The sequence below is a fragment of the Clostridium rectalis genome (assembly GCF_900626095.1).
Classification (GTDB): Bacteria; Bacillota; Clostridia; order Clostridiales; family Clostridiaceae; genus Clostridium_AS; species Clostridium_AS rectalis.
Genome location: NZ_UYZZ01000005.1, coordinates 132,917 through 159,608, shown reverse-complemented (window position 1 = coordinate 159,608; position 26,692 = coordinate 132,917). Strand labels below are relative to the sequence as shown.

General features: G+C 27.7%; 31 protein-coding genes. 28 read left to right on the top strand and 3 right to left on the bottom strand.

Annotation, left to right across the window (positions count from 1 at the left end; translation table 11 throughout):
* Positions 1-6: 6 nt before the first annotated feature.
* Positions 7-537, bottom strand: coding sequence for a hypothetical protein (locus tag EJL03_RS09805; protein ID WP_125153800.1), 531 nt, complete (start codon positions 535-537; stop codon positions 7-9).
* A gap of 174 nt (positions 538-711) precedes the next feature.
* Between EJL03_RS09805 and EJL03_RS09800 the strand changes: the two genes are divergently transcribed.
* The 22 genes from EJL03_RS09800 to spoVM all read left to right on the top strand — a co-directional run bounded on the left by EJL03_RS09800 (position 712) and on the right by spoVM (position 19,108).
* The gene (locus tag EJL03_RS09800) at positions 712-1,503 is read left to right on the top strand and encodes an N-acetylmuramoyl-L-alanine amidase (RefSeq protein WP_125153799.1); all 792 of its coding nucleotides are present in this window, start codon (positions 712-714) and stop codon (positions 1,501-1,503) included.
* Positions 1,504-1,612: 109 nt separating this feature from the next.
* The gene (locus tag EJL03_RS09795; protein ID WP_243108698.1) at positions 1,613-2,185 is read left to right on the top strand and encodes a ferritin-like domain-containing protein; all 573 of its coding nucleotides are present in this window, start codon (positions 1,613-1,615) and stop codon (positions 2,183-2,185) included.
* A gap of 64 nt (positions 2,186-2,249) precedes the next feature.
* Positions 2,250-2,432, top strand: coding sequence for a hypothetical protein (locus tag EJL03_RS09790; RefSeq protein ID WP_125153798.1), 183 nt, complete (start codon positions 2,250-2,252; stop codon positions 2,430-2,432).
* 163 nt (positions 2,433-2,595) lie between these two features.
* Positions 2,596-3,747 (top strand): aminotransferase class I/II-fold pyridoxal phosphate-dependent enzyme, encoded by a 1,152-nt coding sequence (locus tag EJL03_RS09785; protein ID WP_243108697.1) that lies wholly within the window; start codon positions 2,596-2,598, stop codon positions 3,745-3,747.
* A 163-nt stretch (positions 3,748-3,910) separates the two neighbouring features.
* Positions 3,911-4,789 carry a YicC/YloC family endoribonuclease gene (locus EJL03_RS09780; RefSeq protein WP_125153796.1) on the top strand — a complete coding sequence of 293 codons (879 nt, stop codon included), beginning with the start codon at positions 3,911-3,913 and terminating at the stop codon, positions 4,787-4,789.
* A 32-nt stretch (positions 4,790-4,821) separates the two neighbouring features.
* Positions 4,822-5,091, top strand: a complete 270-nt coding sequence (gene remA, locus EJL03_RS09775; RefSeq protein WP_125153795.1) for an extracellular matrix/biofilm regulator RemA — start codon at positions 4,822-4,824, stop codon at positions 5,089-5,091.
* Entirely contained in the window at positions 5,091-5,720 is a 630-nt protein-coding gene (gmk, locus tag EJL03_RS09770; protein ID WP_125153794.1) for a guanylate kinase, read from the top strand. The genes remA and gmk overlap by 1 nt, the downstream gene beginning before the upstream one ends.
* Positions 5,701-5,919, top strand: coding sequence for a DNA-directed RNA polymerase subunit omega (gene rpoZ, locus EJL03_RS09765; protein WP_125153793.1), 219 nt, complete (start codon positions 5,701-5,703; stop codon positions 5,917-5,919). The genes gmk and rpoZ overlap by 20 nt, the downstream gene beginning before the upstream one ends.
* 1 nt (position 5,920) lies before the next feature.
* Positions 5,921-7,117 carry a bifunctional phosphopantothenoylcysteine decarboxylase/phosphopantothenate--cysteine ligase CoaBC gene (gene coaBC, locus EJL03_RS09760; protein ID WP_125153792.1) on the top strand — a complete coding sequence of 399 codons (1,197 nt, stop codon included), beginning with the start codon at positions 5,921-5,923 and terminating at the stop codon, positions 7,115-7,117.
* A 133-nt stretch (positions 7,118-7,250) separates the two neighbouring features.
* Positions 7,251-9,413 (top strand): primosomal protein N', encoded by a 2,163-nt coding sequence (gene priA / locus EJL03_RS09755; RefSeq protein ID WP_479723557.1) that lies wholly within the window; start codon positions 7,251-7,253, stop codon positions 9,411-9,413.
* A 20-nt stretch (positions 9,414-9,433) separates the two neighbouring features.
* Positions 9,434-9,886: a peptide deformylase gene (gene def / locus EJL03_RS09750; RefSeq protein ID WP_125153790.1), complete on the top strand. Its 453-nt coding sequence runs from the start codon at positions 9,434-9,436 to the stop codon at positions 9,884-9,886.
* A 5-nt stretch (positions 9,887-9,891) separates the two neighbouring features.
* Positions 9,892-10,821, top strand: coding sequence for a methionyl-tRNA formyltransferase (gene fmt, locus EJL03_RS09745; RefSeq protein WP_125153789.1), 930 nt, complete (start codon positions 9,892-9,894; stop codon positions 10,819-10,821).
* A 19-nt stretch (positions 10,822-10,840) separates the two neighbouring features.
* A complete protein-coding gene (locus EJL03_RS09740) occupies positions 10,841-11,524 on the top strand; it encodes a zinc metallopeptidase (protein ID WP_125153788.1) in 684 nt (227 codons plus the stop codon).
* Between the two features lie 72 nt (positions 11,525-11,596).
* Positions 11,597-12,922, top strand: coding sequence for a 16S rRNA (cytosine(967)-C(5))-methyltransferase RsmB (rsmB, locus tag EJL03_RS09735; RefSeq protein WP_125153787.1), 1,326 nt, complete (start codon positions 11,597-11,599; stop codon positions 12,920-12,922).
* 9 nt (positions 12,923-12,931) lie between these two features.
* Positions 12,932-13,978, top strand: a complete 1,047-nt coding sequence (gene rlmN, locus EJL03_RS09730; RefSeq protein WP_125153786.1) for a dual-specificity RNA methyltransferase RlmN — start codon at positions 12,932-12,934, stop codon at positions 13,976-13,978.
* A gap of 4 nt (positions 13,979-13,982) precedes the next feature.
* Entirely contained in the window at positions 13,983-14,729 is a 747-nt protein-coding gene (locus tag EJL03_RS09725; protein ID WP_125153785.1) for a Stp1/IreP family PP2C-type Ser/Thr phosphatase, read from the top strand.
* Entirely contained in the window at positions 14,704-16,593 is a 1,890-nt protein-coding gene (gene pknB / locus EJL03_RS09720) for a Stk1 family PASTA domain-containing Ser/Thr kinase (protein WP_125153784.1), read from the top strand. The genes EJL03_RS09725 and pknB overlap by 26 nt, the downstream gene beginning before the upstream one ends.
* Positions 16,594-16,630: 37 nt before the next feature.
* A complete protein-coding gene (gene rsgA / locus EJL03_RS09715) occupies positions 16,631-17,503 on the top strand; it encodes a ribosome small subunit-dependent GTPase A (RefSeq protein ID WP_125153783.1) in 873 nt (290 codons plus the stop codon).
* Positions 17,500-18,153, top strand: coding sequence for a ribulose-phosphate 3-epimerase (gene rpe / locus EJL03_RS09710; protein WP_125153782.1), 654 nt, complete (start codon positions 17,500-17,502; stop codon positions 18,151-18,153). The genes rsgA and rpe overlap by 4 nt, the downstream gene beginning before the upstream one ends.
* A complete protein-coding gene (locus tag EJL03_RS09705) occupies positions 18,150-18,785 on the top strand; it encodes a thiamine diphosphokinase (protein WP_125153781.1) in 636 nt (211 codons plus the stop codon). The genes rpe and EJL03_RS09705 overlap by 4 nt, the downstream gene beginning before the upstream one ends.
* A 50-nt stretch (positions 18,786-18,835) precedes the next feature.
* Positions 18,836-19,021 (top strand): hypothetical protein, encoded by a 186-nt coding sequence (locus tag EJL03_RS09700; protein ID WP_125153780.1) that lies wholly within the window; start codon positions 18,836-18,838, stop codon positions 19,019-19,021.
* Between the two features lie 18 nt (positions 19,022-19,039).
* Entirely contained in the window at positions 19,040-19,108 is a 69-nt protein-coding gene (spoVM, locus tag EJL03_RS16820; RefSeq protein WP_125153879.1) for a stage V sporulation protein SpoVM, read from the top strand.
* Between the two features lie 119 nt (positions 19,109-19,227).
* Here the strand turns inward: spoVM and rpmB are convergent, their stop codons facing one another.
* Entirely contained in the window at positions 19,228-19,419 is a 192-nt protein-coding gene (rpmB, locus tag EJL03_RS09690; protein ID WP_125153779.1) for a 50S ribosomal protein L28, read from the bottom strand.
* A 206-nt stretch (positions 19,420-19,625) separates the two neighbouring features.
* Here rpmB and EJL03_RS09685 point away from each other — a divergent pair, with 206 nt between their 5' ends.
* The 6 genes from EJL03_RS09685 to EJL03_RS09660 all read left to right on the top strand — a co-directional run bounded on the left by EJL03_RS09685 (position 19,626) and on the right by EJL03_RS09660 (position 25,487).
* On the top strand, positions 19,626-19,976 hold the full coding sequence (locus tag EJL03_RS09685) for an Asp23/Gls24 family envelope stress response protein (protein ID WP_125153778.1): 351 nt from the start codon (positions 19,626-19,628) through the stop codon (positions 19,974-19,976).
* 14 nt (positions 19,977-19,990) lie between these two features.
* Positions 19,991-21,634: a DAK2 domain-containing protein gene (locus EJL03_RS09680; protein ID WP_125153777.1), complete on the top strand. Its 1,644-nt coding sequence runs from the start codon at positions 19,991-19,993 to the stop codon at positions 21,632-21,634.
* Positions 21,635-21,691: 57 nt separating this feature from the next.
* Positions 21,692-23,740: an ATP-dependent DNA helicase RecG gene (gene recG, locus EJL03_RS09675; RefSeq protein ID WP_125153776.1), complete on the top strand. Its 2,049-nt coding sequence runs from the start codon at positions 21,692-21,694 to the stop codon at positions 23,738-23,740.
* Positions 23,741-23,905: 165 nt separating this feature from the next.
* On the top strand, positions 23,906-24,463 hold the full coding sequence (rsmD, locus tag EJL03_RS09670; RefSeq protein WP_125153775.1) for a 16S rRNA (guanine(966)-N(2))-methyltransferase RsmD: 558 nt from the start codon (positions 23,906-23,908) through the stop codon (positions 24,461-24,463).
* Between the two features lies 1 nt (position 24,464).
* Entirely contained in the window at positions 24,465-24,947 is a 483-nt protein-coding gene (gene coaD, locus EJL03_RS09665) for a pantetheine-phosphate adenylyltransferase (RefSeq protein ID WP_125153774.1), read from the top strand.
* A 12-nt stretch (positions 24,948-24,959) separates the two neighbouring features.
* Positions 24,960-25,487: an ATPase gene (locus EJL03_RS09660; protein ID WP_125153773.1), complete on the top strand. Its 528-nt coding sequence runs from the start codon at positions 24,960-24,962 to the stop codon at positions 25,485-25,487.
* Here EJL03_RS09660 and ylbJ read toward each other — a convergent pair.
* Positions 25,467-26,639 carry a sporulation integral membrane protein YlbJ gene (gene ylbJ / locus EJL03_RS09655; RefSeq protein WP_125153772.1) on the bottom strand — a complete coding sequence of 391 codons (1,173 nt, stop codon included), beginning with the start codon at positions 26,637-26,639 and terminating at the stop codon, positions 25,467-25,469. The genes EJL03_RS09660 and ylbJ overlap by 21 nt on opposite strands.
* Between the last annotated feature and the right edge of the window lie 53 nt (positions 26,640-26,692).

Genomic DNA, 26,692 nt, shown 5'->3' with positions numbered 1-26,692 from the left:
CATCTCCTATAAATAACTTTGGCTTTGCAAAAATAAGGAAATTTTTTTATTCCTTATTTTTCTATGTTCATTAGTCAATGTAACACCATCTAATAAGTCTATTAAGTATTTATCAGATATTAAATTTATATATTGTAAAATTTCATTAGTGTATTCTCCGGTACTTAATATTAAACCCTTTGTTATATTATTTTCAAGCATATCTCCTACAAACATATAAGCTTCATTTAATGAAAGTGTATCAAATTTTTCAAAAGAATCGGATTTATTTTGTGAAAGTTTGCATAAAACATGGTATGGTTCATGATTTTTAATACAACTTATTATAATTAAATTATTTTCATATGATTTATATATTGTAGATACACTTTTACAATTTATATTTATTAAAAACTCACAGCACCAATCATCAAATTTATCTATGTCTAATTCTGATAATTTTTTCCAAGATAGTAATCCATATTTTAACCACTTATTATAAAAATTATCATTGGCTTTTTTAATAAATTTATCAAGTATTTTACTGTATATATTCATTGTTAATAAAATAAGGATTAAGATTAAAAATGTTCCCAATAGATATCACCTCAATGGTTTATTATTTCCAGTTTATTCATAAATATTCTTTAGAAATATTTTTTAAATAGAATCTGTTTAATGAAACAATAAATAAGAATATGCATAAATAATATTATGGGGGAGGTTGATTAAATGAGTAAGTTTGCAATAGATCCTGGACATGGAGATGTGCATGGAAGTTTAGGGGGAGATGGTGGAGCAGTAGGGTATTTAATTGAACAAAATTGTGCTCTTAATATTGCTACGATAGTTATAAATAAATTAAAAAGCTTGGGGCATGAGGCTTGGAATGTAAGACCAAGTACTGCAGGTAGTGTTACTGATTCTCTGCAAAAAAGATGTAATAGTGGGGAAAGTGCAGATTATTTTGTTTCAATTCATTTAAATGCTGGAGGAGGAAAAGGAACGGAAATATTTGCCGTGTCAGATGCAGGAAAAAAAGTTGCAGGAAATGTATTAAATGAAATTGTAAATTTAGGTTTTATTAATAGGGGAGTGAAGGATGGACGTAGTTTATATGTTTTAAGAAGAAGTAAGCCCGTAGCTATATTAATAGAAATATGTTTTGTAGATACTAAGTCTGATGTTGATTTATATAACTCAATTGGAATTGAAAAAATTTCAAATGCTATTGTAAAAGGTTTAACAGGCTCTGAAATAAAGGAGCAAGAAGGAGAGAGAAATAAAATGAAAAATATAGTTGTATATGGAGAGGGTGCAGATAAAAGGGCGGCAGAATATTTGGCAGATTATTTAAAATGTCCAATGGTTTCAAAGGAAAACTTAAGTCAAGATGTTCTAGATTTTTCAGAGAAAATCTATATAATAGGAGGAAATTGGAAGCCGAATAGTAAATGTATTTTAATTAGTGGTTCAGATAGATACACTACTATTAAAGAAGTTTTAAAGTTTATAGGAAAATAAACTAAATGTACTAATTTTTTTAGATGGAGTGTGCATTTGCATACTCCATTATATTTATAAACTTAAGATAGTATATATAAATATAAAGAAATATTAAGGAGTAAAATTAATGGAATGTAGTAAAGAAAAAAATTTTTTAAATCATATGAAAAATACAGGTATAAATATGAGAAAATATCAACTTCCAGGTGAATATGAAGCTGTATGTGTTAATAAAGAAGATAAAAAATGGCTTCATTTAATTTTTCAGGATTATTCTAGTAAAGTAAGTGAATACACAGCGGTATCTCAGTATATTTACGCTCATTTCATATCAGAGAATTATATGGGTAATTCTATTATAAAAGAGATTGCTCAAGCTTTTTTAGGTATAGCTATAGTGGAAATGTTTCATTTAGACATTCTAGGTGATTTAATTTTAAAATTAGGGGGTAATCCTAAATTTAGAGATGGAAGTAAAAAAAACTGGAAAAGCAACTTTGTACCCTATGGAAGGTCAGTTAAAGAAAATTTACAGTTGGCAATAAAAGCAGAAAATGAGGCAATAAATCAGTATGAAAAACATATAAAAATTATAAAAAATCAGTCAATAAATAAACTTTTGATGAGAATAGTGGATGATGAATTATTACATTTACAAATTTTCAAACAACTTTTAATAAAATTAGAAAAAACAATTTAATTTTATATGGTAGTGAGAATAAATATATATAAATTTTAATATACATTTACTGGAGGTGTTTTATATGAAGTTAGAAATCACAACGAAATATGGATGTCAAATACATTCATTAAATGATTATCAGTTTAAACAGTTTAAAGAATGGATAGAGAATCCTAATAGTAGAAATATTTTTACTTATTTAAAAGATGGTTATGCTTGGTCACTAGCAAAACCATCTGTGGAGATTATTAAGTATATTAGATAATAAAAAACATCCCCTATCAATATTTTAAGTTTGATAAGGGATGTTTTTTATCCATGAATAATAGTTTACATAAATATAATTATGTAAATAAAATAAATGTTAACTGTCACAATCTAAATTTGATATGAATAATATAATAAAAAAGTTATTTGGAGGAATAGCTGTGAAAACAAACAATAGATTGAGCACTATACCAGAATATGAATTAAATAAATTAGATAGTATAAAAAATCATATGATTAAAGATAATAAAAGAATATTGGACTTAGGCATAGGAGATCCAGATTTAGCTGTTGAAGACAGTATAATAAAAGAATTAATAGATTCCTGCCAAATTCCAAGATTTAATAATTATTCACCTTATGAAGGCATAAAAGAATTAAAAAAAGAAGTAATTAATTATTATAAAAAAACTTTTGAAGTAAATTTAAAAGAAAATCAGGTACTTATCCTTATAGGATCTAAAGAGGGATTAAGTAATATTATTCCCGCAGTTTGTGATGTGGGAGATTATGTAATTATTCCTAAACCATCTTATCCTATATATGAATTGACAAGTAGGTTATGGGGAACTATACCATATAAAATACCGTTGAAAATTAAAAATAATTATTTGCCTAATATAGGAGAGATACCTAAAGAGATTGTATACAAAAGTAAATTGTTTATAATTAATTATCCTAATAATCCAACAGGTGCCCTTGCAAATGAAGACTTCTATAAAGAAATAGTTGAGTTTTCTTATAAGAATAATATTGTAGTGTGTAATGATGGAGCTTATAATGAGATATTAAGAGGAACAAAATATCCATTAAGTTTAATGCAATTAGATAAAAAAAAGAATTGTGTTGAATTTGGTACATTTTCAAAAATATATAATATGACAGGATTTAGGCTAGGATACGTTGTAGGAAATAGTGATGTATTAGATTCTATTTTAAAGATAAAAATGAATATGGATTCTAGTCAATTTATTCCAATACAAAGGGCTGGAATTAAGGCTTTAAATTTAAGTAGAGGTTATATTAATAAAATTAGAAATATATATGATAATAGAATAGAGATTACTCAAAACTTATTACAGAAACACAATATAGGTTTTAGTAAAAGTGAAGGTACATTTTACATATGGTGTAATGTACCTGAAGGGTATACTACAGATGAATTTTGCATAGAATTACTAAAAAATTATGGTATAATAGTTACTCCTGGTTATGTATTTGGAAATCTGTCTTATGGCCATTTCAGAATAGCTGTTACAAAAGACATTAAGTTAATAGAGAAGGCTTTTGATAATTTACAAATATATAAATAAAATGATGACAAGTATGTTTATATTTTCATTTTTATGATATAATTCAATATGTATTAATGCTTTAAGCATATTTTGTAATGTTGCAAAATATGCTTGAGTTTATTATATATATATATGTATAATTAATATGTTAAGCAAGTGCAGATGGAAGGATGAATAATTTATGATTAAGAGTATGACTGGCTTTGGAAGGGCAACAGCAGAAGACAGCAGCAGGAATTTTATTGTAGAGATAAAAAGCGTAAATCATAGATACTGTGATATAAATGTTAAAATGCCTAAAAGCTTGATATCTCTAGAAGACAAGATAAGAAATCTTATACAAAAAGAAGTAAACAGAGGGAAAATAGATGTATTTATAACTCTTAATACACATGATAAAAAGGATGTAAGAACTGTTTTAAATAAAACCTTAGCAGATAGTTATTTTGAATGTTTAACTGAAATAAAAAATGATTATGATGTTAAAAATGATATAACAGTGTCTTTAATAGCTAGATTCCCTGAAGTTGTTACATTAGAACAACAAGAGGAAGATATGGATAATCTTTGGATAAGTCTTTCTAAGCCTTTAATGGAAGCTTTAAGTTTTCTCATAGAAATGAGAAAGAAAGAGGGATTAAAACTTCAGGAAAACATATTATCTAAATGTAAATACATAAAATTTGTAGTAGATAAAATAGAAAAAAAGGCACCTAATGTACCTATAGCTTATAAAGATAAACTTACTAATAGATTAAAGGAACTGCTTGGAGAGGCACAAGTTGATGAAAATAAGATAGCTATGGAAGTGGCAGTATTTGCTGATAGGTCTTGCATAGATGAAGAGATAGTAAGACTTAATAGTCATTTAATACAAATGAGGGAAACTCTTGAATTAAACGAACCTGTAGGAAGGAAATTAGATTTCATTGTGCAGGAAATGAATAGAGAAGCTAATACAATAGCATCTAAAGCTAATAATTTAGAAATTTCTAATTTAGTTATCAATATTAAAAATGAAATAGAAAAAATAAGGGAACAAATTCAAAATGTTGAATAATAAAATTATAAGATAATAATAGGAGGCAATCAATGAGTATTAAGTTAATAAATATAGGGTTTGGGAACATTGTTTCAGCTAATAGACTTGTAGCTATAGTAAGTCCAGAATCAGCACCTATAAAAAGAATAATACAAGAGGCTAGAGATAGAGGAATGCTTATAGATGCTACATATGGTAGAAGAACTAGAGCTGTTATTATAACAGATAGTGATCATGTGATTTTATCTGCAGTACAACCAGAAACAGTGGCACATAGATTATCCTCAAAAGAAGAAGAACTAGAAGAGGGAGAAGAATAATGAATGAAAAAGGTGTGCTTATTGTTATTTCAGGCCCATCTGGTGCAGGTAAAGGAACTGTTTGTAAAGCGTTACTAGAAAAGAATGATTTTTACATGTCAGTTTCAGCTACTACAAGATACCCAAGAAAAGGAGAAAAAGATGGTGTTAACTATTACTTTCTAACTAAGGAAGAATTTATAAATAAAATAAATAATAAAGATTTATTAGAGTATGCTGAAGTATATGGAAATTACTATGGAACACCTAGATCAAAGGTAGTAGAGGCTTTAGAAAGTGGAAAAGATGTAATATTAGAAATAGATATACAAGGGGCCTTAAAAGTAAAAGAAACTTATTCTGATGGCATATTTGTATTTATACTTCCACCATCAATGGAAGAACTTAAAAAAAGAATTACAAATAGAGGAACTGAAACAAAAGAATCCCTTATGACTAGATTTAAGTCCGCTTACAAAGAAATTAATTATTTGTCAAAGTATAATTATGCAGTAGTTAATGACAAAGTAGATGAGGCTGTGAAAAAAATAGAGGCGATTATTTTAGCAGAAAAGTGCAGAGTTGATAGAATAAAAGATACAATATTTGATTCTAAGGAGGGTTTAATACATGAACAACTCTATGATTAATCCATCAATAGTAGATTTATTAGAAAAGGTAGATAACAGATATTCTTTAGTAGTAGTAACATCTAAAAGGGCAAGACAACTAATAGATGGAGAGCCATTATTAATAGATACAGATTTATCTAAGCCTGTGACTATGGCTATAAAGGAAATTGATTCAGGGGTTATTACTTATGAAACTATAAGAGAAGGTATAAAATAATATGGATAAGAAAAAAACAGTTGTGTTAGGTGTAACGGGAGGTATAGCTGTCTATAAAGCTCTAGACATAGTAAGCAGATTAAAGAAGAAGAATATAGACGTGCATGTTATTATGACAAACTCAGCGTGTGAGTTTGTGAATCCATTAAGCTTTCAAAGCCTAAGCCAAAATATGGTAGTGAATGATATGTTTACTGAACCAAAACAATGGGAAATTCAGCACATATCATTAGCCCAAAAAGCTGATTTGATGCTTATAGCACCTGCCACCGCAAATATAATAGGCAAAATTGCAAATGGAATAGCAGATGATATGCTCTCTACAACCATTATGGCAACAAAAGCTCCTGTTATTTTTGCCCCAGCAATGAATACAAATATGTTTATGAATCCAATAGTTCAAAATAACATTTGTAAATTAAAGGAATATGGATATAAGTTTATACAACCTGATTCAGGAAGATTGGCTTGTGGAGATATAGGAAAAGGTAAGTTAAGAGATACACAAATCATATGTGAAATAATAATTAGTATGCTTCATCCAGTTAAGGATTTGCGGAAAAAAAAGGTTCTAGTTACTGCAGGTCCTACTATAGCACCTATAGATCCTGTTAGATATATAACCAATAAATCATCAGGAAAGATGGGTTATGCTATAGCAGAGGAAGCAAGAGATAGAGGGGCAGAAGTGACCTTGATATCCGGTCCTACTTTTTTGCCAAAACCTTTTGGAGTAAGGTTTATAGATGTAAAAACAAATGAGGAAATGTTAAATAAAGTGTTAGAAAACTTTGATGATCAGCATATAATTATTAAGGCTGCTGCAGTAGCAGATTATAAACCTAAAACTTATTCAAACAATAAAATAAAAAAATCTGATGATACACTTAATCTAGAGCTTCTAAAAGATAAAGATATATTAAAAACATTAGGTGACAAAAAAAACAATCAGATTTTAGTAGGGTTTGCTGCTGAAAGTAATGATTTAATATCAAATGCTGAAAAAAAATTAGAAAAAAAGAATTTAGATTACATAGTTGCAAATGATATAACATCCCAGGATACAGGGTTTGCAACAGATGATAATAAGGTAACTATATTGACTAAAAAAGGTAAAAAGATACCAATGAATAAGATGTCTAAAAGGGATGTTGCAAAGGAATTATTTAATCTTATAAATTTGGAATTAAGAGATTAATATATTAAAAGGGGCATGTATCGCATATTTTTTGCGAAAAAGCCTCTTTTATTTAGTATAAATATATTTTATTCATACATAAAAGGGTGATTAGGTGTATAAGTATGCTGGTATTATTGTTAATAGCACTTCCATACAATTAGATAAACTATTTACTTATGAAATACCGGAAGAACTAATAGGAAGGGTACAAAGAGGAAATAGGGTTTTAATTCCTTTTGGCATGGGAAATAAAAAAATTGATGGTTTTGTAATAGAATTATATTCTAACGTTGAAGATTTAAAAAGAACAAAAAAGATATTAAATGTATATGATAAATTCCCTAACCTTACGGATAACGATTTATCTCTTATAGAAAAAATGAGGGTGAAATATCTTTGTACATATATGGAGTGTATAAAAACTATAATTCCTTCTATATTTTTTAAAGGGACTAAAAATAGAGTTGAAAATTTTATTTTTATAGGAGAAAAACTTAAGGGTAGATATGATAAAGAGCCATATAAATCCATATATCATATTGTAAATGATAACAATGGTAAGTATAATAAAACTAGTTTAAGTAAAAAATTTAAACTATCGTTATCTTCCATTAACACTATGCTAAAACACAATTATCTTTATCAATCAACAAAAATAGTAAATAGATTTGATCAAAGAAAATATAATTATTATGAATGGAAACATTTAAATTATGAACAGAAAATAGCAGTAGATTCTGTAATGAATTCTGAAGAGAGTATGTTTTTAATACACGGTATTACGGGTAGTGGGAAAACTGAGATATATATGCATTTGGTAAATGAAATGATGAAAGATGGAAAGGAGTCTATAATTCTTATTCCAGAAATATCATTAACTCCTCAAATGGTAGAAAGGTTCAAAGGAAGATTTGGAAAAGATATAGCAATATTTCATAGTAAATTATCAGATGGTGAAAGATATGATGAGTGGTTAAGGGTAAAAGAGAAAAAAGTTAAATTGGCAATTGGTGCAAGATCAGCAATATTTTTACCTTTTGAAAATTTAGGTTTAATAGTTATAGATGAAGAGCATGAAACTAGTTACAAATCTGAGAGTAATCCTAAATATATAGCAAAAGAAATTGGAGAATTTAAGACTGAAATAAATGGGTGTAAATTAGTATTAGGGTCAGCTACACCAGCTATTGATACATACTATAGATGCATCAAAAATGAAATTAAACTCATTACTATAAACAAAAGAGCAGATGGTGCAGTTTTGCCAGAGATAAATATAGTGGACATGAGAGATGAACTTTTAAATAATAATAAATCTATATTTAGTAGATCTTTGTTTAAGGAGATAAAATTACGTTTAGATAAGAATGAACAAATCATTTTATTTTTAAATAGAAGGGGATTTTCAACTTTTGTATCATGTAGAAAATGCGGATTCGTATTTAAATGTAAGAATTGTGATATTGCATTAACATATCATAGTTATGAAAATAATATGGTTTGTCATTATTGTGGAAATAAAAATAAGATTACTAAAGTGTGTCCTAAATGTGGCAGTAAGTATGTGAAATATTTTGGAGTGGGAACAGAAAAAGTGGAAGAAGAAATAAAAAAATATTTTCCTAAAGCTAGAACATTAAGAATGGATTTTGACACAACTAGAAGGAAAAATGCTTATGAAAATATTTATAATGAATTTAAAAATGGCAGGGCAGATATTTTAGTTGGTACACAAATGATTGCAAAGGGATTGGATTTTAAAAATGTAACACTTGTTGGTGTAATAGCTGCAGATACTTCGTTAAATATACCGGATTTTAAAGCTACAGAAAGAACCTTTCAACTAATAACTCAAGTTTCTGGTAGGGCAGGTAGAGGAGAAAAAATGGGAAAGGTAATAGTTCAGACATATAACCCAGATAATTATAGCATAGTTTATGCAGCTAATAATAATTATTTTAAGTTTTATAGTGAAGAAATTCAGTTAAGACATATTATGAATTACCCACCTTTTGTTGAATTAATGCTTATAAATATGAGTAGTGAAAACGAACAAATTTTAATAAAAAGTATACAAAATGTTGGTATAAATTTAAAAGATTTTTTAAAAAGTAATGATAAAATAGAAGTGTTAGGACCTTGTCCTTGTGAGATTTCTAAAATAAAAAATAATTATAGATGGCAAATAATTATAAAAGGGAACTTGGATTCTAACTTGAAAATTAAAATTAAAAACTTTATTTATAAACTTATAAAAGATGTATATAATGATGTTAGAATAAGCATTGATAGTAATCCTATAAGTTTAGTATAAAAAAATGGAGGTAAATATATATGGCTATAAGAAATGTAAGAAAATATGGAGATGAATTATTAAGAAAGAAAAGTAGGAAGGTAGAAAAAATAGATGAAAGAATTTTAACTTTACTTGATGATATGCTAGAAACAATGTATGAAAATAACGGAGTAGGTCTTGCAGGCCCACAAGTTGGAATTTTAAAAAGACTAGTTGTGATTGATATAGGTCAGGGACCAATATTTTTAATAAATCCTGAAATTGTAGAAACTCATGGAGCTTATATTGATGAAGAAGGATGTTTGAGTATACCAGGAGAACAAGGGGCTGTGGAAAGACCTTATAAAGTAAAGGTAAAAGCATTAAATAGAAAAGGAGAAGAAGTTATTTTAGAAGGAGAAGAACTTCTTGCAAGGGCATTTTGTCATGAAATTGACCATTTAAATGGAATATTATTTGTAGACAAAATTATAGAAAGTGAGGAAGTGTAGTAAACATGAAAATAGTATTCATGGGCACCCCAGAGTTTGCAGTGCCGTCTTTAGATAGATTAATAAAAGAATTTGAAGTAGTTGCTGTTCTTACCCAACCTGATAGGCCAAAAGGTAGAGGAAAAAAACTTTCAATGTCTTTTGTAAAAGAAAAAGCTTTAGAATATAATATTCCTGTACTTCAACCTGAAGTTTTAAAAGATGATTTAAAAACTATAGAATACTTAAAAAATATTCAACCAGATTTTATAATTGTAGTAGCTTATGGACAAATACTTTCTAAAGAAATATTAAATATACCTAAATATGCTTGTATAAATCTTCATGCATCATTATTGCCTAAATATAGAGGTGCAGCTCCAATAAATTGGGCAATAATAAAAGGGGAAATGGAAAGTGGGAATACTACTATGCTTATGAATGAAGGTTTAGATACGGGAGATATGCTTTTAAAAAGCAAAGTTTTAATTACAGAAAATATGACTGCAGGAGATTTACATGATATCTTAATGGAAGATGGAGCGAATCTTTTAGTGAAAACAGTAAAAGGCTTAAGCAAAAATGAAATAAAAAGAGTAAAACAAAATGATAGTGATTCCTGCTATGCGTCAATGCTACACAAAAAAATGGGAAAAATTGATTGGAAACTAGAAAGTAAAGTGATAAATAACTTGGTGAGAGGATTAAATCCATGGCCTATAGCATATACAAATTATAAGGATAAAGCTATGAAAATTTATGAAATGAATGTTTTAAATGAGAGAAGTAATTTGGAACCAGGATCTATATTAGAGGTATCAAAAGATGGAATAAAAGTAGTCACAGGAGATGGGTGTGTATTAATTAAAAAAATACAATTTCCGTCTAAAAAGCCACTTAATGTGGAAGAATATATTAAAGGACATTCTATAGATAAAGACGTGAAATTAGAATAATTAATGTTGGAGGGATTATATGATCTACGATAGTAGTTTTATAATACTTATACCAGCCCTTATTGTTTCTGCTTGGGCACAATTTAGGATATCTCATACTTTTCAAAAATATTCTAAAGTTAGAAGTATTAATGGGTTTACGGGAGCACAAGTAGCTAGAAGACTCTTAGATAGTCATGGTTTATCAGATGTTCCCGTAGAAATAGTAGCAGGTAAGCTTACGGATCATTATGATCCAATAAATAGAGTTATGAGATTATCAGAAGAAGTATATTATAGTACATCAGTTGCGGCAATTGGAGTAGCAGCACATGAAACAGGGCACGCTTTTCAACATCAAGAAAAATACTCTCCTTTAATAATAAGAAATTCTATAGTACCTATAGTGAATTTTGGATCTAATTTATCATGGGTAATTTTTGTTATAGGATTATTTTTAGGTCAACCTAAATTATTGACTATAGGAATAATATTATTTTCAGGGGTAGTTATTTTTCAACTTATAACTTTACCTGTAGAATTTAATGCATCTAGTAGAGCATTAAAATTATTATATGATAATAATGTATTATATGAAGATGAGGTAGGAGAAGCTAGAGAGGTTTTAAATGCTGCAGCTATGACATATGTGGCAGCCGCTCTCACGACAATTTTACAATTAGTAAGATTAATAATATTAAGTAATGGTAGAAGAGATGATTAAAATAAGAAAATTGTATGGTAATATAGCCATACAACTTTCTTATATAAAGAAATAAAAAGTTGAGGTATATATATGGATAATTCTAGAAAAATTGCAGTTGAAATATTAAATGATGTAATAAATAAAAATGCCTATTCTAATATAGTGCTTAATAATAAATTAAATAATAGTAATCTATTTGATATAGATAAAGGACTAACTACTGAAATAGTTTATGGAACTCTAAAATATATGTATTCTATAGATAAAATGCTAGATTGTTATTTAAAAAATGGCATAAAAAAATTAGATGAATACATATTAAATATTTTAAGAATTGGAATTTATCAATTAAATTATTTGGATAAAATACCTGAATTTGCAGCTGTAAATGAGTGTGTAGAGCTTGCAAAAGAGAGATCTAAAGGCGGTTCCAAATTAGTAAATGGTGTTTTGAGAAATTTTTTAAGAAATAAAAATAAAATATACTATAAAAATACTGAATTAGATAAAGTTTGTTTTGAGTACTCATTTCCAAAATGGCTTACCCAATTATTTATAAAACAGTATGGCATAGACGATGCGATTAAAATACTTTATGGATTAAATCAAGTACCAACAGTTACTGTACGAGTAAATAACTTAAAGGGAGATTATGAAGATATCTGGAGAAAACTAATTGAGAATGGATATAATATAGAACAGGGAAGTGTATGTCCAGAGGCAATAAAAATAGTTAGAGGAAAAAATATAGAAAACAATCCTATTTTTAAAGAAGGGCTAATTACTGTACAAGATGAAAGTGCTATGTTAGTAGCCTCAACTATGGAGATTGAAGATAATATATATGTATTAGATTTATGTAGTGCACCAGGAGGGAAAACAACTCATATAGCAGAACTATTAGATAATACAGGTAGTATTTTTGCTTTTGATATACATAAAAATAAATTATCACTAGTTAAAGATAATGCTTCTAGATTGGGCATAAAGAATATTCATTTAAATGTAATGGATGCTTGTATATATAAAGAAAAATATAAAGAATTCGCAGATAGAATTTTAATAGATGTACCCTGCTCTGGTCTGGGGATTATAAGAAAAAAACCTGAAATAAAATATACAAAAAATAAAAATGATTTAAAATCTATAATACAGGTTCAAAGAAAAATACTATTAAATGCATCAAAATATGTGAAAAATAATGGTATAATATTATATTCAACTTGTACTTTAAATAAAGAGGAAAATGAAGAAAATATTAAATGGTTTATTAAAGAACATCCTGAATTTAAAATAGAGCCTATATTTTATGGGAATTTAGAAAATATAAAGTATGATAATATGGGAACTGTTACTATATTGCCTGATAAAAGTATGGATGGATTCTTTATAGCAAAATTAAAGAAGCAATGGTAGGTGTTTTAAATGTTGAATATTTTAGATTTGAATTTATTTGAACTTAAATTATGGATGAAAGAAAATGGGGAAAGTGCTTTTAGAGGGAAGCAAATATTTGATTGGATATATAAAGGAATTTACAATTTTAATGATATGAAGAATATACCTAAGAATACCACTGATAAATTAAATAAAAACTTTTATTTTAGTATCCCACAGGTACTAAGAAAGTTGAAATCTCAAAAAGATGATACATATAAATTCCTTTTTAAATATAAAGATGGCAATATTATAGAATCTGTAGTAATGAAGTATAAACATGGTAACTCTATATGTGTCTCTACACAAATAGGTTGCAAAATGGGATGTAAATTTTGTGCATCTACATTAGATGGAATTGTGAGAAATCTTACTTGTGGGGAAATACTTGGTCAAATATTAAAGGCTCAAGATGAAATTGGTGAAAAAATTTCTAATGTTGTACTAATGGGCAGTGGAGAACCTTTAGATAATTTCTACAATGTAGTTAAATTTATAAAACTAATAAATGCAAAAGAAGGACTAAATATTGGGCAAAGGCACATAACTTTGTCTACGTGTGGTATTGTCCCTAAGATAGTTGAGTTGGCGGATAAAGGATTGCAAATAACTTTAGCTATTTCATTGCACGCATCCAATGATGTTATGAGAAAAGAAATCATGCCTGTGGCTCATAAATATAATATAAATGAGCTTATAGATGGGTGTAAATATTATATAAATAATACCAACAGAAGAATCACTTTCGAATATGCGTTAGTAAAAGGAGTAAATGATAGTGATAAAAATGCAGAAGAACTTTCTAGCATGCTTAAAGGGATACTTTGTCATGTTAATTTAATACCGGTAAATGAAATAAAGGAAAATAATTTTAAGAAATCTAGTTTAGAAAGTATAAAAAAGTTTAGTAATATATTAATTAAGAATGGCATAGAGACTACTATAAGAAGGGAAATGGGAGCAGATATAAATGCTGCTTGCGGTCAACTAAGGAGAAGTTATATAGAAGGAAAAAATAATATTAAAGAGGTGTAAGTTTATGGTTGGTATGCTATCAGATATAGGAAACTTTAGAAGAATAAATGAAGATTCTGTTGGATACTATGAAGGCATTAATAGAAGAGTATATGTAATAGCTGACGGAATGGGAGGGCATAATGCAGGAGAGGTTGCAAGTAAACTTGCGGTAGATACAATAATTGAATATATAAAAAAATCAAATGAAAAATCTAATTTAGAACAAGAGGTTATAAAAGCTATAGAAGAAGCAAATAACAATATATATATAATGGGTCAAAAAGATAGAAATTTAGAGGGTATGGGAACAACTGTAACGGTTTGTGTAATAGAAAATAATGATGTTATTATTGCAAATGTTGGAGATAGTAGTTGCTATATTATAGATAACAAGAAAAATATAATTAAAATTACAAAGGATCATTCTTTAGTGCAACAACTTATTGATAATGGAAGTATAACTGAGCAGGAAGCAATTTCACATCCAAACAAGAATATTATAACAAGAGCACTTGGGACAAACAAATCCGTAAAAGTAGATACGTTTATCTTAGATAGAAGTATGATTTTAAAAATAATACTTTGTACTGATGGATTAACAAACGATGTTACTCCTAAGGAAATGTGTGATATAATAATAAACAATGATAATAAAGAGTCATGTAAGTTGTTAGTAGAATTAAGTAAAATAAAAGGTGGAAGAGACAACATATCAGTTATTGTAGTTGAAGGAGAGTGTAAAGATGATAGGAACTTTACTGGGAAATAGGTATGAACTCTTAGAAAAAATTGGAGAAGGTGGAATGGCAGTAGTATACAAAGCTAAATGCCATTTGCTAAATAGATATGTGGCAGTAAAGATATTAAAAGAAGAATTTGCAAAAGATATGCAATTTGTAGATAAGTTTAAAAGGGAAGCTACGGCAGCAGCCAGTATTTCTGATAACAATATAGTAAATATATATGATGTTGGTTCCCAAGAGGGAATAAATTATATAGTTATGGAATATGTGAATGGGAAAACATTAAAAGATGTAATAAGAGATAAGCGAACATTAAATACCTATGAAGCTATTGAATTTGCTACTAAGATAGCAAAAGCATTAGAATGTGCCCATAGAAATAATATAATACATAGAGATATAAAACCTCATAATATTTTAGTAACAGATGATGGAAATGTAAAGGTTACAGATTTTGGAATAGCTAAAGCCACAAATTCTGTAACTATAACTAATACTTCTAAAGTAATGGGATCAGCCCATTATTTTTCACCAGAACAGGCCAAGGGGAGTTTTGTAGATTGTCGTACAGATATATACTCCTTGGGAATAGTAATGTATGAAATGGTTACAGGAAAGGTTCCATATGATGGGGAAAGTCCTGTCTCTGTTGCATTAAAACATATTCAAGAGCCAGTTGTGCCACCTAGAAATATTAATCCATCTGTCCCAGTAAACTTAAATAATGTAATTTTGAAAGCTATTGAAAAAGAACCTGTGAAAAGGTATCAAACTGTAAAAGAACTATTGTTAGATTTGAATAAATTGCAGCAAAATCAAGATTTTAATGTAAGATTTTCTGACTTAGATGATGATAGAACTAGAGTAATGGATGCTGTTAAAGTGGAAGATTATGTTAATAATACTACTAAAGCTTCTAAGGCAAATATAGATGATTTAGATGATGAAGAAGATGGTTTTTATGATTATGAAGATTCCAAAGATAGTGGAAGAGAAAGTAGAAAAGGCTTAGATAAAAAGAAAAAAAATATGATACTTATTGTTACAGCTGTTATATTTATTTTAGTAGTAGGATTTGCCTCAGGATATGTAATATACAATAAATTTATAAATCCACAGCAAGGAGCAGCATCTAAAAAAGTTATAATTCCTAATATAATTGGACTTACAAAAGATCAGGCGCAGAAATTATTAGAAGATAAAAATTTAAAACTTGAAGTAAGTTCAACTGAAAAAAGTGATAAACCGGAAGGAACAATTTTAAGTTGTAATCCTGAGGTTGGAAGTACAGTAAAGTCTAATGAGACAATAAAAGTAGTTATTAGTGAAGGATTAGGAAAGACACTTGTGCCTAATCTAAGAGAATTGGATTTAGAAGTAGCTAAAGATATATTAAATAAAAATAATTTAAAACTTGGAGACGTGAAAGAAGCATATGATGATAATGTACCTAAAAACTGTGTAATAAGTCAGAGTCCATCTAAGGACGAACAAGTAGATGTTAATTCTAATGTAGATTTAGTTATAAGTAAAGGACCTGAAATAAAATATTCAACTGTTCCAAGTTTAAATGGTAAAACTATAGAAGAGGCTAGAAATATATTGGCTGGTGCAAATTTAAACTTAGGAGATCAAAAAACTGTAGAAACTTCAGATAAAAGTTTAAATGGAAAAATTTTTGAACAAAGTTTAGAAGCATATAGTAAAGTTTCAGAAGGTAGTTATGTGAATGTAACCTATTATGTTTACAAAAAAGAAAATCCAGAAAAACCACCAACGGATGGAGAAGATGAAAGTGGAGAAGGAAATAATACAGAAGATGGTGGGAATAACAATGAGGGCAACGACAATAATAATGGCAATAGTAATAGTGGAAGTAAAAATAAATAATATTTATAATTAATATTTATAATTAATAGGAGGCATTATGCAAGGAACTATTATCAAAGGTATAGGCGGATTTTATTATGTAAAAGTAAATGATAATGTCATAGAGTGTAAGGCAAGGGGTAAGTTCAGACACAATGAACTTACCCCTATGGTAGGTGATAAAGTAGATATAAGCTTTATATCTGATACTAATAAAGGATCTATTGATAATATCTATGAAAGACATAACATGTTAATAAGACCAGCAGTGGCTAATGTTACTCAAGCATTGGTTGTATTTTCCTTAACTAACCCAGATATAAGTGAAAATTTATTAAATAAATTTTTAATGTTATGTGAGCATAATAATTTAAAAATTGTGGTATGTTTTAATAAAAGTGATTTAATCAAAGAACCAAATAAAATAGATGCAGTAAAAATGATAAAAGATGCAGGATATGAAATATTATTTTTAAAAGCTAAAGAGGGAATTGGAATTGATAAAATAAGAGAGAGGCTTAAAAAAAATGTTACGGTACTATGCGGCCCATCTGGAGTTGGCAAGTCTACTATTTTAAATAGGTTAGCAAGAAAGAATATAATGGTGACTGGAGATATCAGTGAGAAATTAAAGAGAGGTAAACATACAACAAGACATAGTGAACTTATTGAAATAGAAGGAGGATTTTTAGTGGATACTCCAGGTTTTTCATCTTTAAACACTGATTTTATATCTAAAAATGAGATACAGTTTTGTATACCGGAATTTTTAGAATATATAAATGGTTGTAAATTTACTGGATGTATGCATTATAAAGAACCAGCTTGTATGATAAAAAATGCGTTGAATGAAGGAAAAATTAATAAAAAGAGATATGATTTTTATATAAAAATACTTGAAGAAAAAATAAGGGGGAGAAGTAATAAATGATGAAGTTAGCGCCATCTATATTATCAGCAAATTTTTCAAAATTAGGGGAAGAAATAAAATTATTAGAGCAACATGGAGCAGATGTTATCCATATAGATGTTATGGATGGAATGTTTGTGCCTAATATCTCCTTTGGGGTACCTATTATAAAAAGTATAAGATCAATTACTAAATTACCTTTTGACGTACATTTAATGATTGAAGAACCTTCAAGATATATAAAGGAATTTGTCGATGCTGGAGCAGATATTATTACAGTACACTATGAATCTGATAAACATATTGATAGAACTATTAATTACATAAAAAGTTTTAATATTAAAGCTGCTATTGCTTTAAATCCAGGAACCCCTGTAAGTCTGATTAAGGATTTAATCCCCAATTTAGATATGGTACTTATAATGTCTGTGAATCCAGGGTTTGGAGGTCAAAGGCTTATATCATATGCCTCAGATAAAATATTGGAGGTTAAAGCTTTAAAAGATGACTATAATCCAGAGTTAATTATAGAAGTGGATGGAGGAGTAGATATATCAAATATAAAACATTTATATAATTGTGGTGCAGAATTAATAGTGGCAGGATCAGCAATTTTTAAGGAAGAAAAAATTAAAAGAAATATTGAAGATCTAAAAGAGGCAATAAGATGAAGGCAGTAATAATTTCTGGAGGGGATTGTCCTAGTTACAATTTATTAAAAGAAGAATTGCAAAATTGTAAATTATTAATAGCAGCGGATAAAGGTATAGAAATGCTTTTAAAACATAATATAAGCCCTAATCTAGTTGTAGGAGATTTTGATTCAATAGATAAAAAAATATTCAAAAAATTAGATAAGGAAAATTTTAATGTGGAAAAATTCCCCCCGGAAAAAGATTATACCGATACACTAATTGCTGTGAATAGGGCTATAAATTTTGGAGTAGATGAAATAGTGCTTTTAGGGTGTACAGGTAATAGACTTGATCATGTTATAGGTAATGTAGGCATACTTTACAAGTGCTTGCAATTGAATATAAGATGTACTATAAAAGATAATAATAGTAATATTGAACTTGTGAATAAACCAACTGTAATAAAATCAAGACATTTTCCATATATTTCACTTTTAAGTTATGGTAAAGAAGTAAAAAAATTGACTATTAAAGGAGCAAAGTATCCTTTACATGAATATGATTTAAAACTGGGAGATAGTATAGGTATATCCAATGAATTTAAGAAAGATGAAATAAAAATAGAATTTGATGATGGACTGTTATTAATAATTCAAAGCAAGGATTAAAAGAAACAATCACTATTTTATATTCCCTACATATAATATTATATAAAGTAATGGATGAAGGGATAATAAATGTGTCAAGAAAGTGTAAAAAAATTAAGAATAAACTGGGAATAATTATAGGTTCTATAGGAATTGGTATAGTAATAACTTTTATTATCCCTATATGGGGATGGATAATAGCCGTTGGAGGAGGCCTTATTTATTTAGGATGGTGTTTAATGCAAAATTGCAAATAATTTTTAAGGAGAGATTCAATGAAAATAGTTGCAATTAAATTACCTAAATTCATATCTTCAATAATAAAGTTCATATTTAGAAAATAAGGTTATAACATAGAAAAAAGGCATGTATACATTTTATGCATACATGCCTTTTAATTATGTAATTTTAATATTACATAAGAAATAAAAAATGCAATTGATGTCCAATTGCATCTTCTATCTTATATAGCACGTTGTACTTTACCAGAACGTAAGCATCTTGTACAAGCATGGATAGTTTTAGGTGTTCCTTCAACTACTGCTTTAACTTTCTTTAAGTTTGGAGCCCAAGTTCTTTTAGACTGACGGTGTGAGTGACTGTATTGAACACCAGCTACAACGCCTTTTCCACATATTTCACATCTTCTTGACATCGAAAACACCTCCTTTTCTACCGAAAAGAGTAAAAACTTCTCAATTCAGACCTATATCATTTTATCATATAACATATAAATTTTGCAAGTATTATATGCATTTTGTATAGCAATCTTATTATATTAAATTATATATTTCCTTGAATAAATATCTCATATAATATAAAATATGTTATAAGGCATTATTGCATAAGGAGGGTTATTATATGATAGGAAATATTTCTAATGAGTATGGATATATTAATTATTCTGAAGAAGTGATCGGAAATATTGTAGGTGTATCTACAATGGAATGTTATGGAGTTGTTGGAATGGCATCAAAGAATGCTACCGATGGTTTTTGGGAACTAATAAAAGGAGAGAACCTAAGTAAGGGAGTAAAAATTCATTCTAAAGATAATAAGTTATCAATAGAATTATATATAATTGTTGAATATGGAACTAAGATTTCAGTAATTGCTAGTAATATAATTCAAAAGATAAGATACAATGTAGAAAATTATACAGGGTTAAAGATTTCAAGTATAACTGTAAATGTTCAAGGTGTCAGAGTTTAAGGAGGTAACTATAGATGGAATACTTAAATATAGATGGGCAGCAATTTTATAATATGGTAGTTAATGCTAGCAATAGATTAGAAGATCAAAAGGAATATGTTAATGCATTAAATGTATTTCCAGTTCCAGATGGAGATACAGGAACTAATATGTCTATGACATTTAAGTCAGCTGTTACAGAAATAAAAAATTTAAAAGGAGAAGGCGTAGGAGTTATTGCAAAAAGTCTTGCCAAAGGAGCATTAATGGGCGCAAGAGGGAATTCTGGTGTTATATTATCACAAATTCTTAGAGGAATATCAAAGGGGTTTGAAAATAAAGAAATTGTAGAATCTAAAGAATTTGCAAATAGTATATTAGAAGGTGCAAAGGCTGCATATAAAGCTGTTATGAGACCAACAGAGGGTACTATTTTGACAATTATCAAGTCTGCTGGTGAAGCTGCAGTTAAGAGTGATGCTAGAGATATTAGAAAACTGATGGAAGAAATATGTAATTATAGTGATTATATGCTTCAAAAGACACCAGAAATGTTACCGGTATTAAAGCAGGCTAAGGTTGTAGATGCGGGAGGTGCAGGTCTTCTTATAATATTACAAGGAATGTATGAAGTTTTAGAAAGAGGGATTAAATCAGTTGAAATATGTGACAATGTGGGAGAGTCTACTGTAAATTCAGTTGCTAAAAATATAGGATCACAAGATATAAAATTTGGATATTGTACTGAATTTTTCATTTTATCAGGAGATGTTGATATTGAAAAATTCAAATTTGAGTTAGAACCACTTGGTGATTCAATGATAGTTGTTGGTTCAGATGATTTAGTTAAAGTGCATATTCATACTAATGATCCAGGTTTTATCTTATCAAAAGCAGTTAGATTAGGGCAACTTTCTAAAGTTAAAATAGATAATATGAGAGAACAACATAGACACATATTAGAGGATGAGTTTTCAAATAAAGAAGAATTAAAACAAAATTTAGATAGAGAAGAAGAAGTTAAAAAATATGGATTTGTTTCTGTGTCTTTAGGAGAGGGAATAAAAAACATATTTAAGGATTTAGGAGTAGATTATGTAATTGAGGGCGGTCAAACTATGAATCCTAGTACGGAGGATATATTAAATGCTGTTAAAAATATAAATGCAGAAAACATATTTATTCTACCTAATAATAAAAATATAATAATGGCGGCAAGCCAAGCTGCTGAGCTGTCTGATAAAAACCTATATGTTATACCCACAAAAACAATTCCTCAAGGAATAACTGCAATTACGTCTTTTAATCCAAATGGAGAAGTAGAAGATAATATTAATTTTATGAGTGAATCAATTACTAATGTAGTTACAGGTTCAGTTACATATGCAGTAAGAGAAACTGAAATAGATGGTAAGGAAATTAAAGAAGGGGACATAATGGGTCTTAAAGATGGAAAGATAGCAGAGGTTGGCAAAAATGTTTTTGATGTTTGTAAATCTTTACTTTCCAATATGGTAAATGAGGACAGTGAACTTATCACAATATTTTATGGAAAAGATTGTGAAGAAAAAGAAGTTGAAAATTTTATATCTGAATTAGAAGATCAGTATGATGAATTAGATATTCAATGTTATAGTGGTGAACAGCCGTTATATTATTTCATATTTTCTGTTGAATAAAAAAAGCCTTAAGGCTTTTTTTATATTATATAAATAGATTTTTTATGGAGTGGTTATATGAATTTGTATAGTGGGGTAGGCTCTATTAAAGGAGTTGGTCCTAAAACATTAGAAGAATTAAATAAGTGTGGTATATTTACTTTGCTAGACTTATTATTATATTTCCCTAGAGATTATAAAAAAATATCTATATGTAATGAAATAGGTGAAATTAAAAATAAACAAGAGGTAATTCTTCAGGGAAAAGTTGTTAATATAGGTAAAGATATAAGAACTAAAAGAGGAAAGGTGCTTTCTCAAGTTAAGTTTATTAACAAAGGGACTTATTTTAAATGTAAGTGGTTTAATCAACCTTATATTAAAAACTATTTTAAAATAAATAATGAATATACATTAAAGGGTAAAATTGATTATTTTAATGGAGAAAGGATGCTTATAAATCCTAAAATTATAAAAAATACTGATTTTATATCAGAAAATTCCAAGGAAAAAGTTATGCCGGTGTACCCATTAAGAGGTAAAATAAAAACTACAACTCTAATGAAATTAATCAACGAAGTTTTAAATTCTATTAAAATAGAAGAAAATTTACCCACTAGAATAGTTAAACAAAACAAATTTTGTTCTTTGGATATGGCCATAAGGAATATACATAATCCTTTAAACATTGAAATGCTTTATAACGCTAAAAGGCGTTTAAAATATCAGGAACTATTTACATATTCATTAAAAATTTTAATGCTTAAAAAATATAAAGAGGCAAATAATAAAGGGATATCTTTTAATATAAGCAAAGAACTTAATGAATTAAAGTCAAGGCTACCATATTGTCTAACCAATGCTCAAAACAAAGTCATTAGAGAAATACTAATTGATCAAAAAAAACCTGTAGCTATGAATAGACTAGTACAAGGAGATGTAGGTAGTGGTAAAACTATAGTTGGAATAATAGCACTATTTAATGTTGTTAAGAATGGTTATCAAGCTGCTTTTATGGTTCCAACAGAGATTTTAGCAAAACAACATTATAATGAGGTGTACAATATACTAAAGCATTTTGATTTAAATATAAAATTATTAAGTGGAAGTACTTCTCTAAAAGAAAAAGAAAAAATTAAAATAGCTTTAGAAAAAGGAGAAATTGATATTATAATAGGTACCCATGCATTAATTGAGGACAATGTTAAATTTAAAAAGTTAGGATTTATAATAACAGATGAGCAACACAGATTTGGTGTTATGCAAAGAAATAAGCTGTTTAATAAAGGTGAAAATGTAGATGTTCTTGTAATGACAGCTACTCCTATTCCAAGAACATTATCACTATATTTATATGGGGACTTAAATGTTTCTGTAATTGATGAACTTCCACCAGGAAGAAAGAAAGTTAATACTTATTATATTAATAAAAAAGAAGAAAATAGAGTATATAATTTTGCATTAAAACAAATAGATGAAGGAAGACAAGTATATATTGTTTGTCCTTTAGTAGAAGAAAATACTGATTTGCAATTGAGTTCTGTTGAAAATTTATATGAAAAGTTAAAAAGCAAGTATTTTTCTAATGTAAATATAGCTATATTACATGGCAAGATGAATAATAAAGATAAAAATGAAATCATGGAAAAATTCAAAAATAATCATATTAAGGTTTTAATATCCACTACTGTTATCGAAGTTGGTATAAATGTACCTAATGCTACTTTAATAATAATAGAAAATGCTGAAAGATTTGGACTGGCACAGCTTCATCAGCTAAGAGGAAGGGTTGGTAGAGGAAGTGAAAAATCTTATTGCGTGTTAATTGCAGAGGTGAAAAATGAGATAACTAAAAAAAGAATGAAAACAATGGTAAATAGTAACGATGGATTTTATATTGCAGAACAAGATTTAAAAATAAGAGGTAGTGGTGAAATTTTTGGGGTAAGGCAACATGGGGAAGAAGGACTGATATTATGTGACCTAATTGAAGATATAAATATATTAAAACAATGCAGTATAGATGCTGATGAATTATTAAAAAGCGATTGTGTGGAAGATAAAGAAATAATTAAATACATAATGAAAAAGTTAGATAATACTACTAAATATATATGTTTTAATTAGTATTTTATTTAAATATTATTTTTTTATTTATTTATTAAAAAATTATTTATATTTAAAAGATTTATTTGTATAGTAATGGTAAAATAGTTTTGTGTTAAATAAATAAATATGCTACAATATTATAGAATTATTTGAAAAAGGGTTCTATAAAAGGAGGAAAAATCTATGAGAATAATTGCAGGTCTTGCCAGAGGAAGAAAACTTTTGTCGCCAGAAGGTATGGGAACAAGACCTACTTTAGACAGAGTAAAAGAAAATATATTTAATATTATTCAAAATTATATATATGATTCCGTGGCCATAGATGTATTTGCGGGCACAGGAAGTTTAGGATTAGAGGCAGTAAGTAGAGGAGCAAAAGAATGCCATCTTATAGATAAAGGAGCAACTACCTTTAAATATTTAGAACAAAATGTTAAAAATTTTAATTTTGAAGACAAGTGTGTATGTCACAACATGGATTCATATGAAGCGTTAAAAATGTTTGGTAAACAAGGTAAAAAATTTGATATTATATTTTTAGATCCCCCATATCTTAAGGATATGATTCCATTAGCTGCAAAAATTATAGAAGAAAATAATATGTTAAATAAAGATGGTATAATAGTAAGTAAAATTGATTCTTCAGAAAAAATATTTCAAGGGACAGAAAAATTAACATTAACCCAGGATAGAAAATATGGCAATACAACTATATGTTTTTATAAACATAAGGAGGACTAAAATGATTACAGCAATTTATCCAGGAAGCTTCGATCCAATTACCAATGGACATTTAGACATTATAAAAAGGGCTTCAAAGACATTTGATAAAATTATAGTTATAGTTTCAATGAATCCTGATAAAAAAGGTTTGTTTAATATAGAGGAAAGAGTAGAATTAATTAAAAGAGTTACAAGAGACATTCCCAATGTAAAAGTTGAGAGCTTTAGTGGACTTTTAGTAGATTTTATGAAGGAAAGAAATATAAAAGTTATAATTAAAGGTTTAAGGGCTGTATCTGATTTTGAGTATGAATTTCAAATGTCGCTTATGAATAAAAAATTGAATCCAGAAGTAGAGACAGTTTTTATGATGACAGCGGCAGAATATTCTTATTTAAGCTCTTCATCTGTAAAACAGGTTGCTATGTTCAAAGGGTGTATAAAGGGTCTTATACCGGATGATATAATCTCTGATGTAACTAATAAAATACATAATAAATAGGAGGATGTATCAATGGATGTAATGAAACTATTGGAATATTTACAAGATATTATCGAAACATCTTCTAAAGTTCCTATGACAGGGAAAGTAATGATAGATAGAAAAGAAGTTTTAGAAGTTATTGATAAAATAATAAACTATTTACCGCCAGAGTTTAAAAAAGCTCAATGGGTTTTTGAGGAGAAAGATAGGATAATAGAAGAAGCGGTTAAAGAGGCTGAGGTAGTAAAGAAGGAAAATTTATCCTTACTTAAAAGGCAAATAGAAAGCCATGATATAACGAAAGAGGCTACTAATAAAGCAGAAGAAATATTAATTTTAGCTAAAAAAGATGCAAAATTAATTAGACGTGGTGCTAGAGAATATGCAGATGAAATATTATCTCAATTAGAAATAGAAATAAAAGAAAAGAGCCAAGAAATGCTAACCAATTTACATAAAGAAATGGAAAGCTATTTAAGCTCTATTGATTCAGAGGTAAATTCCGCTACCAATACTATAAAAGAAAATATAAATGAATTAAGAAAAATGAATAGATAAAAAAATATTATATAGTATAATAGGTATTAATAATACTAGCCATAATATTAAGAATAAAATATTTATATTTATATTATTAGAAATCATAGAATAGCTTATAGTAGTTGTAGTAATTTTATTAAATAAAACTTTATATAAAATATAGGATATAAAAGAACAAATTAATCCTTGAATAAATTTAAATTTTATATATCTAAATAATGAAAAGTTATGTTTGTTTATAAACGAGCTACATTGCCATATTATACATAGACCACTAAAAGACAATAAAAAGCTTATAACTATGATTTTAATATCTATAGATATATTTGAGGAAGATATAATATTACATCCATTGGTCATTTCTACTAAGCCTAAAAATGTTCCTTCAACAGATGCTTTGGGGATTTTAAATATGACACATATTTTATCTAAAATAGTATTGAATAAAATACTATTTTTTATTATATTATTTATTACGGAAAATAAAGTTATAAAACCACCAACAGATAAACACGTATTAATAGAATTTTCTATGGAGTTTTTTAAAGCAGTACCAAAATTTATTTTTTCAGGTATTATATTTTTAGCTGAACATACAATTGAAAATTTGTGTTTTCTATTGGGTAAAATCAGACTAATAAAAAAACAAGATAAATAGTTGGATATAAGAATAATATATCCAATTAATGTACTTTGGAACATTGAAGTACCTATGGTAGCAATTATAAATAGTGGACTAGCACTAGATGCAATGTTTAAAAGTCGTTCACAAGTATTATAATCTATAATTTTGTTTTCATAAAGATCACAAGAATATTTAGCACCTAATGGATAGCCACATAACATACTAATAATTATAACAAAACTACATTCAATAGGTATTCCTAAAGGTCTACATAATGTTTTACCAAATATTTTAGAGTAAATATATACACCGTTAAAATATAGCATCATATTGCATATTATAAGAAATGGAAATAGAGCGGGAAAAACTTTATTAAAAAATAATGTAGCCCCGGAAATACTTCCATTTATGCATATGGAGGGATTAAATACAAAATTTAATATTATTAAGGAACAAATAAATGTTATAATTAAGTATTTATTTTTAAAAATGTATAGAAGAAATAATATAAGAATTAATATTATAACACATAGAAATATATTCAATTAAAGTACTCCTTAAAAAATAATTTAATATATGTATATTTTAGTAAGGGGAA

What these genes read in the sequence shown, in the direction of transcription:
- EJL03_RS09805 (WP_125153800.1), bottom strand. Translation starts at nt 537, where the DNA reads ATGAATATATACAGTAAAATACTTGATAAATTTATTAAAAAAGCCAAT.
- EJL03_RS09800 (WP_125153799.1), top strand. Translation starts at nt 712, where the DNA reads ATGAGTAAGTTTGCAATAGATCCTGGACATGGAGATGTGCATGGAAGT.
- EJL03_RS09795 (WP_243108698.1), top strand. Translation starts at nt 1,613, where the DNA reads ATGGAATGTAGTAAAGAAAAAAATTTTTTAAATCATATGAAAAATACA.
- EJL03_RS09790 (WP_125153798.1), top strand. Translation starts at nt 2,250, where the DNA reads ATGAAGTTAGAAATCACAACGAAATATGGATGTCAAATACATTCATTA.
- EJL03_RS09780 (WP_125153796.1), top strand. Translation starts at nt 3,911, where the DNA reads ATGATTAAGAGTATGACTGGCTTTGGAAGGGCAACAGCAGAAGACAGC.
- remA (WP_125153795.1), top strand. Translation starts at nt 4,822, where the DNA reads ATGAGTATTAAGTTAATAAATATAGGGTTTGGGAACATTGTTTCAGCT.
- gmk (WP_125153794.1), top strand. Translation starts at nt 5,091, where the DNA reads ATGAATGAAAAAGGTGTGCTTATTGTTATTTCAGGCCCATCTGGTGCA.
- rpoZ (WP_125153793.1), top strand. Translation starts at nt 5,701, where the DNA reads ATGAACAACTCTATGATTAATCCATCAATAGTAGATTTATTAGAAAAG.
- coaBC (WP_125153792.1), top strand. Translation starts at nt 5,921, where the DNA reads ATGGATAAGAAAAAAACAGTTGTGTTAGGTGTAACGGGAGGTATAGCT.
- def (WP_125153790.1), top strand. Translation starts at nt 9,434, where the DNA reads ATGGCTATAAGAAATGTAAGAAAATATGGAGATGAATTATTAAGAAAG.
- fmt (WP_125153789.1), top strand. Translation starts at nt 9,892, where the DNA reads ATGAAAATAGTATTCATGGGCACCCCAGAGTTTGCAGTGCCGTCTTTA.
- EJL03_RS09740 (WP_125153788.1), top strand. Translation starts at nt 10,841, where the DNA reads ATGATCTACGATAGTAGTTTTATAATACTTATACCAGCCCTTATTGTT.
- rsmB (WP_125153787.1), top strand. Translation starts at nt 11,597, where the DNA reads ATGGATAATTCTAGAAAAATTGCAGTTGAAATATTAAATGATGTAATA.
- rlmN (WP_125153786.1), top strand. Translation starts at nt 12,932, where the DNA reads ATGTTGAATATTTTAGATTTGAATTTATTTGAACTTAAATTATGGATG.
- EJL03_RS09725 (WP_125153785.1), top strand. Translation starts at nt 13,983, where the DNA reads ATGGTTGGTATGCTATCAGATATAGGAAACTTTAGAAGAATAAATGAA.
- pknB (WP_125153784.1), top strand. Translation starts at nt 14,704, where the DNA reads ATGATAGGAACTTTACTGGGAAATAGGTATGAACTCTTAGAAAAAATT.
- rsgA (WP_125153783.1), top strand. Translation starts at nt 16,631, where the DNA reads ATGCAAGGAACTATTATCAAAGGTATAGGCGGATTTTATTATGTAAAA.
- rpe (WP_125153782.1), top strand. Translation starts at nt 17,500, where the DNA reads ATGATGAAGTTAGCGCCATCTATATTATCAGCAAATTTTTCAAAATTA.
- EJL03_RS09705 (WP_125153781.1), top strand. Translation starts at nt 18,150, where the DNA reads ATGAAGGCAGTAATAATTTCTGGAGGGGATTGTCCTAGTTACAATTTA.
- EJL03_RS09700 (WP_125153780.1), top strand. Translation starts at nt 18,836, where the DNA reads ATGGATGAAGGGATAATAAATGTGTCAAGAAAGTGTAAAAAAATTAAG.
- rpmB (WP_125153779.1), bottom strand. Translation starts at nt 19,419, where the DNA reads ATGTCAAGAAGATGTGAAATATGTGGAAAAGGCGTTGTAGCTGGTGTT.
- EJL03_RS09685 (WP_125153778.1), top strand. Translation starts at nt 19,626, where the DNA reads ATGATAGGAAATATTTCTAATGAGTATGGATATATTAATTATTCTGAA.
- EJL03_RS09680 (WP_125153777.1), top strand. Translation starts at nt 19,991, where the DNA reads ATGGAATACTTAAATATAGATGGGCAGCAATTTTATAATATGGTAGTT.
- recG (WP_125153776.1), top strand. Translation starts at nt 21,692, where the DNA reads ATGAATTTGTATAGTGGGGTAGGCTCTATTAAAGGAGTTGGTCCTAAA.
- rsmD (WP_125153775.1), top strand. Translation starts at nt 23,906, where the DNA reads ATGAGAATAATTGCAGGTCTTGCCAGAGGAAGAAAACTTTTGTCGCCA.
- coaD (WP_125153774.1), top strand. Translation starts at nt 24,465, where the DNA reads ATGATTACAGCAATTTATCCAGGAAGCTTCGATCCAATTACCAATGGA.
- EJL03_RS09660 (WP_125153773.1), top strand. Translation starts at nt 24,960, where the DNA reads ATGGATGTAATGAAACTATTGGAATATTTACAAGATATTATCGAAACA.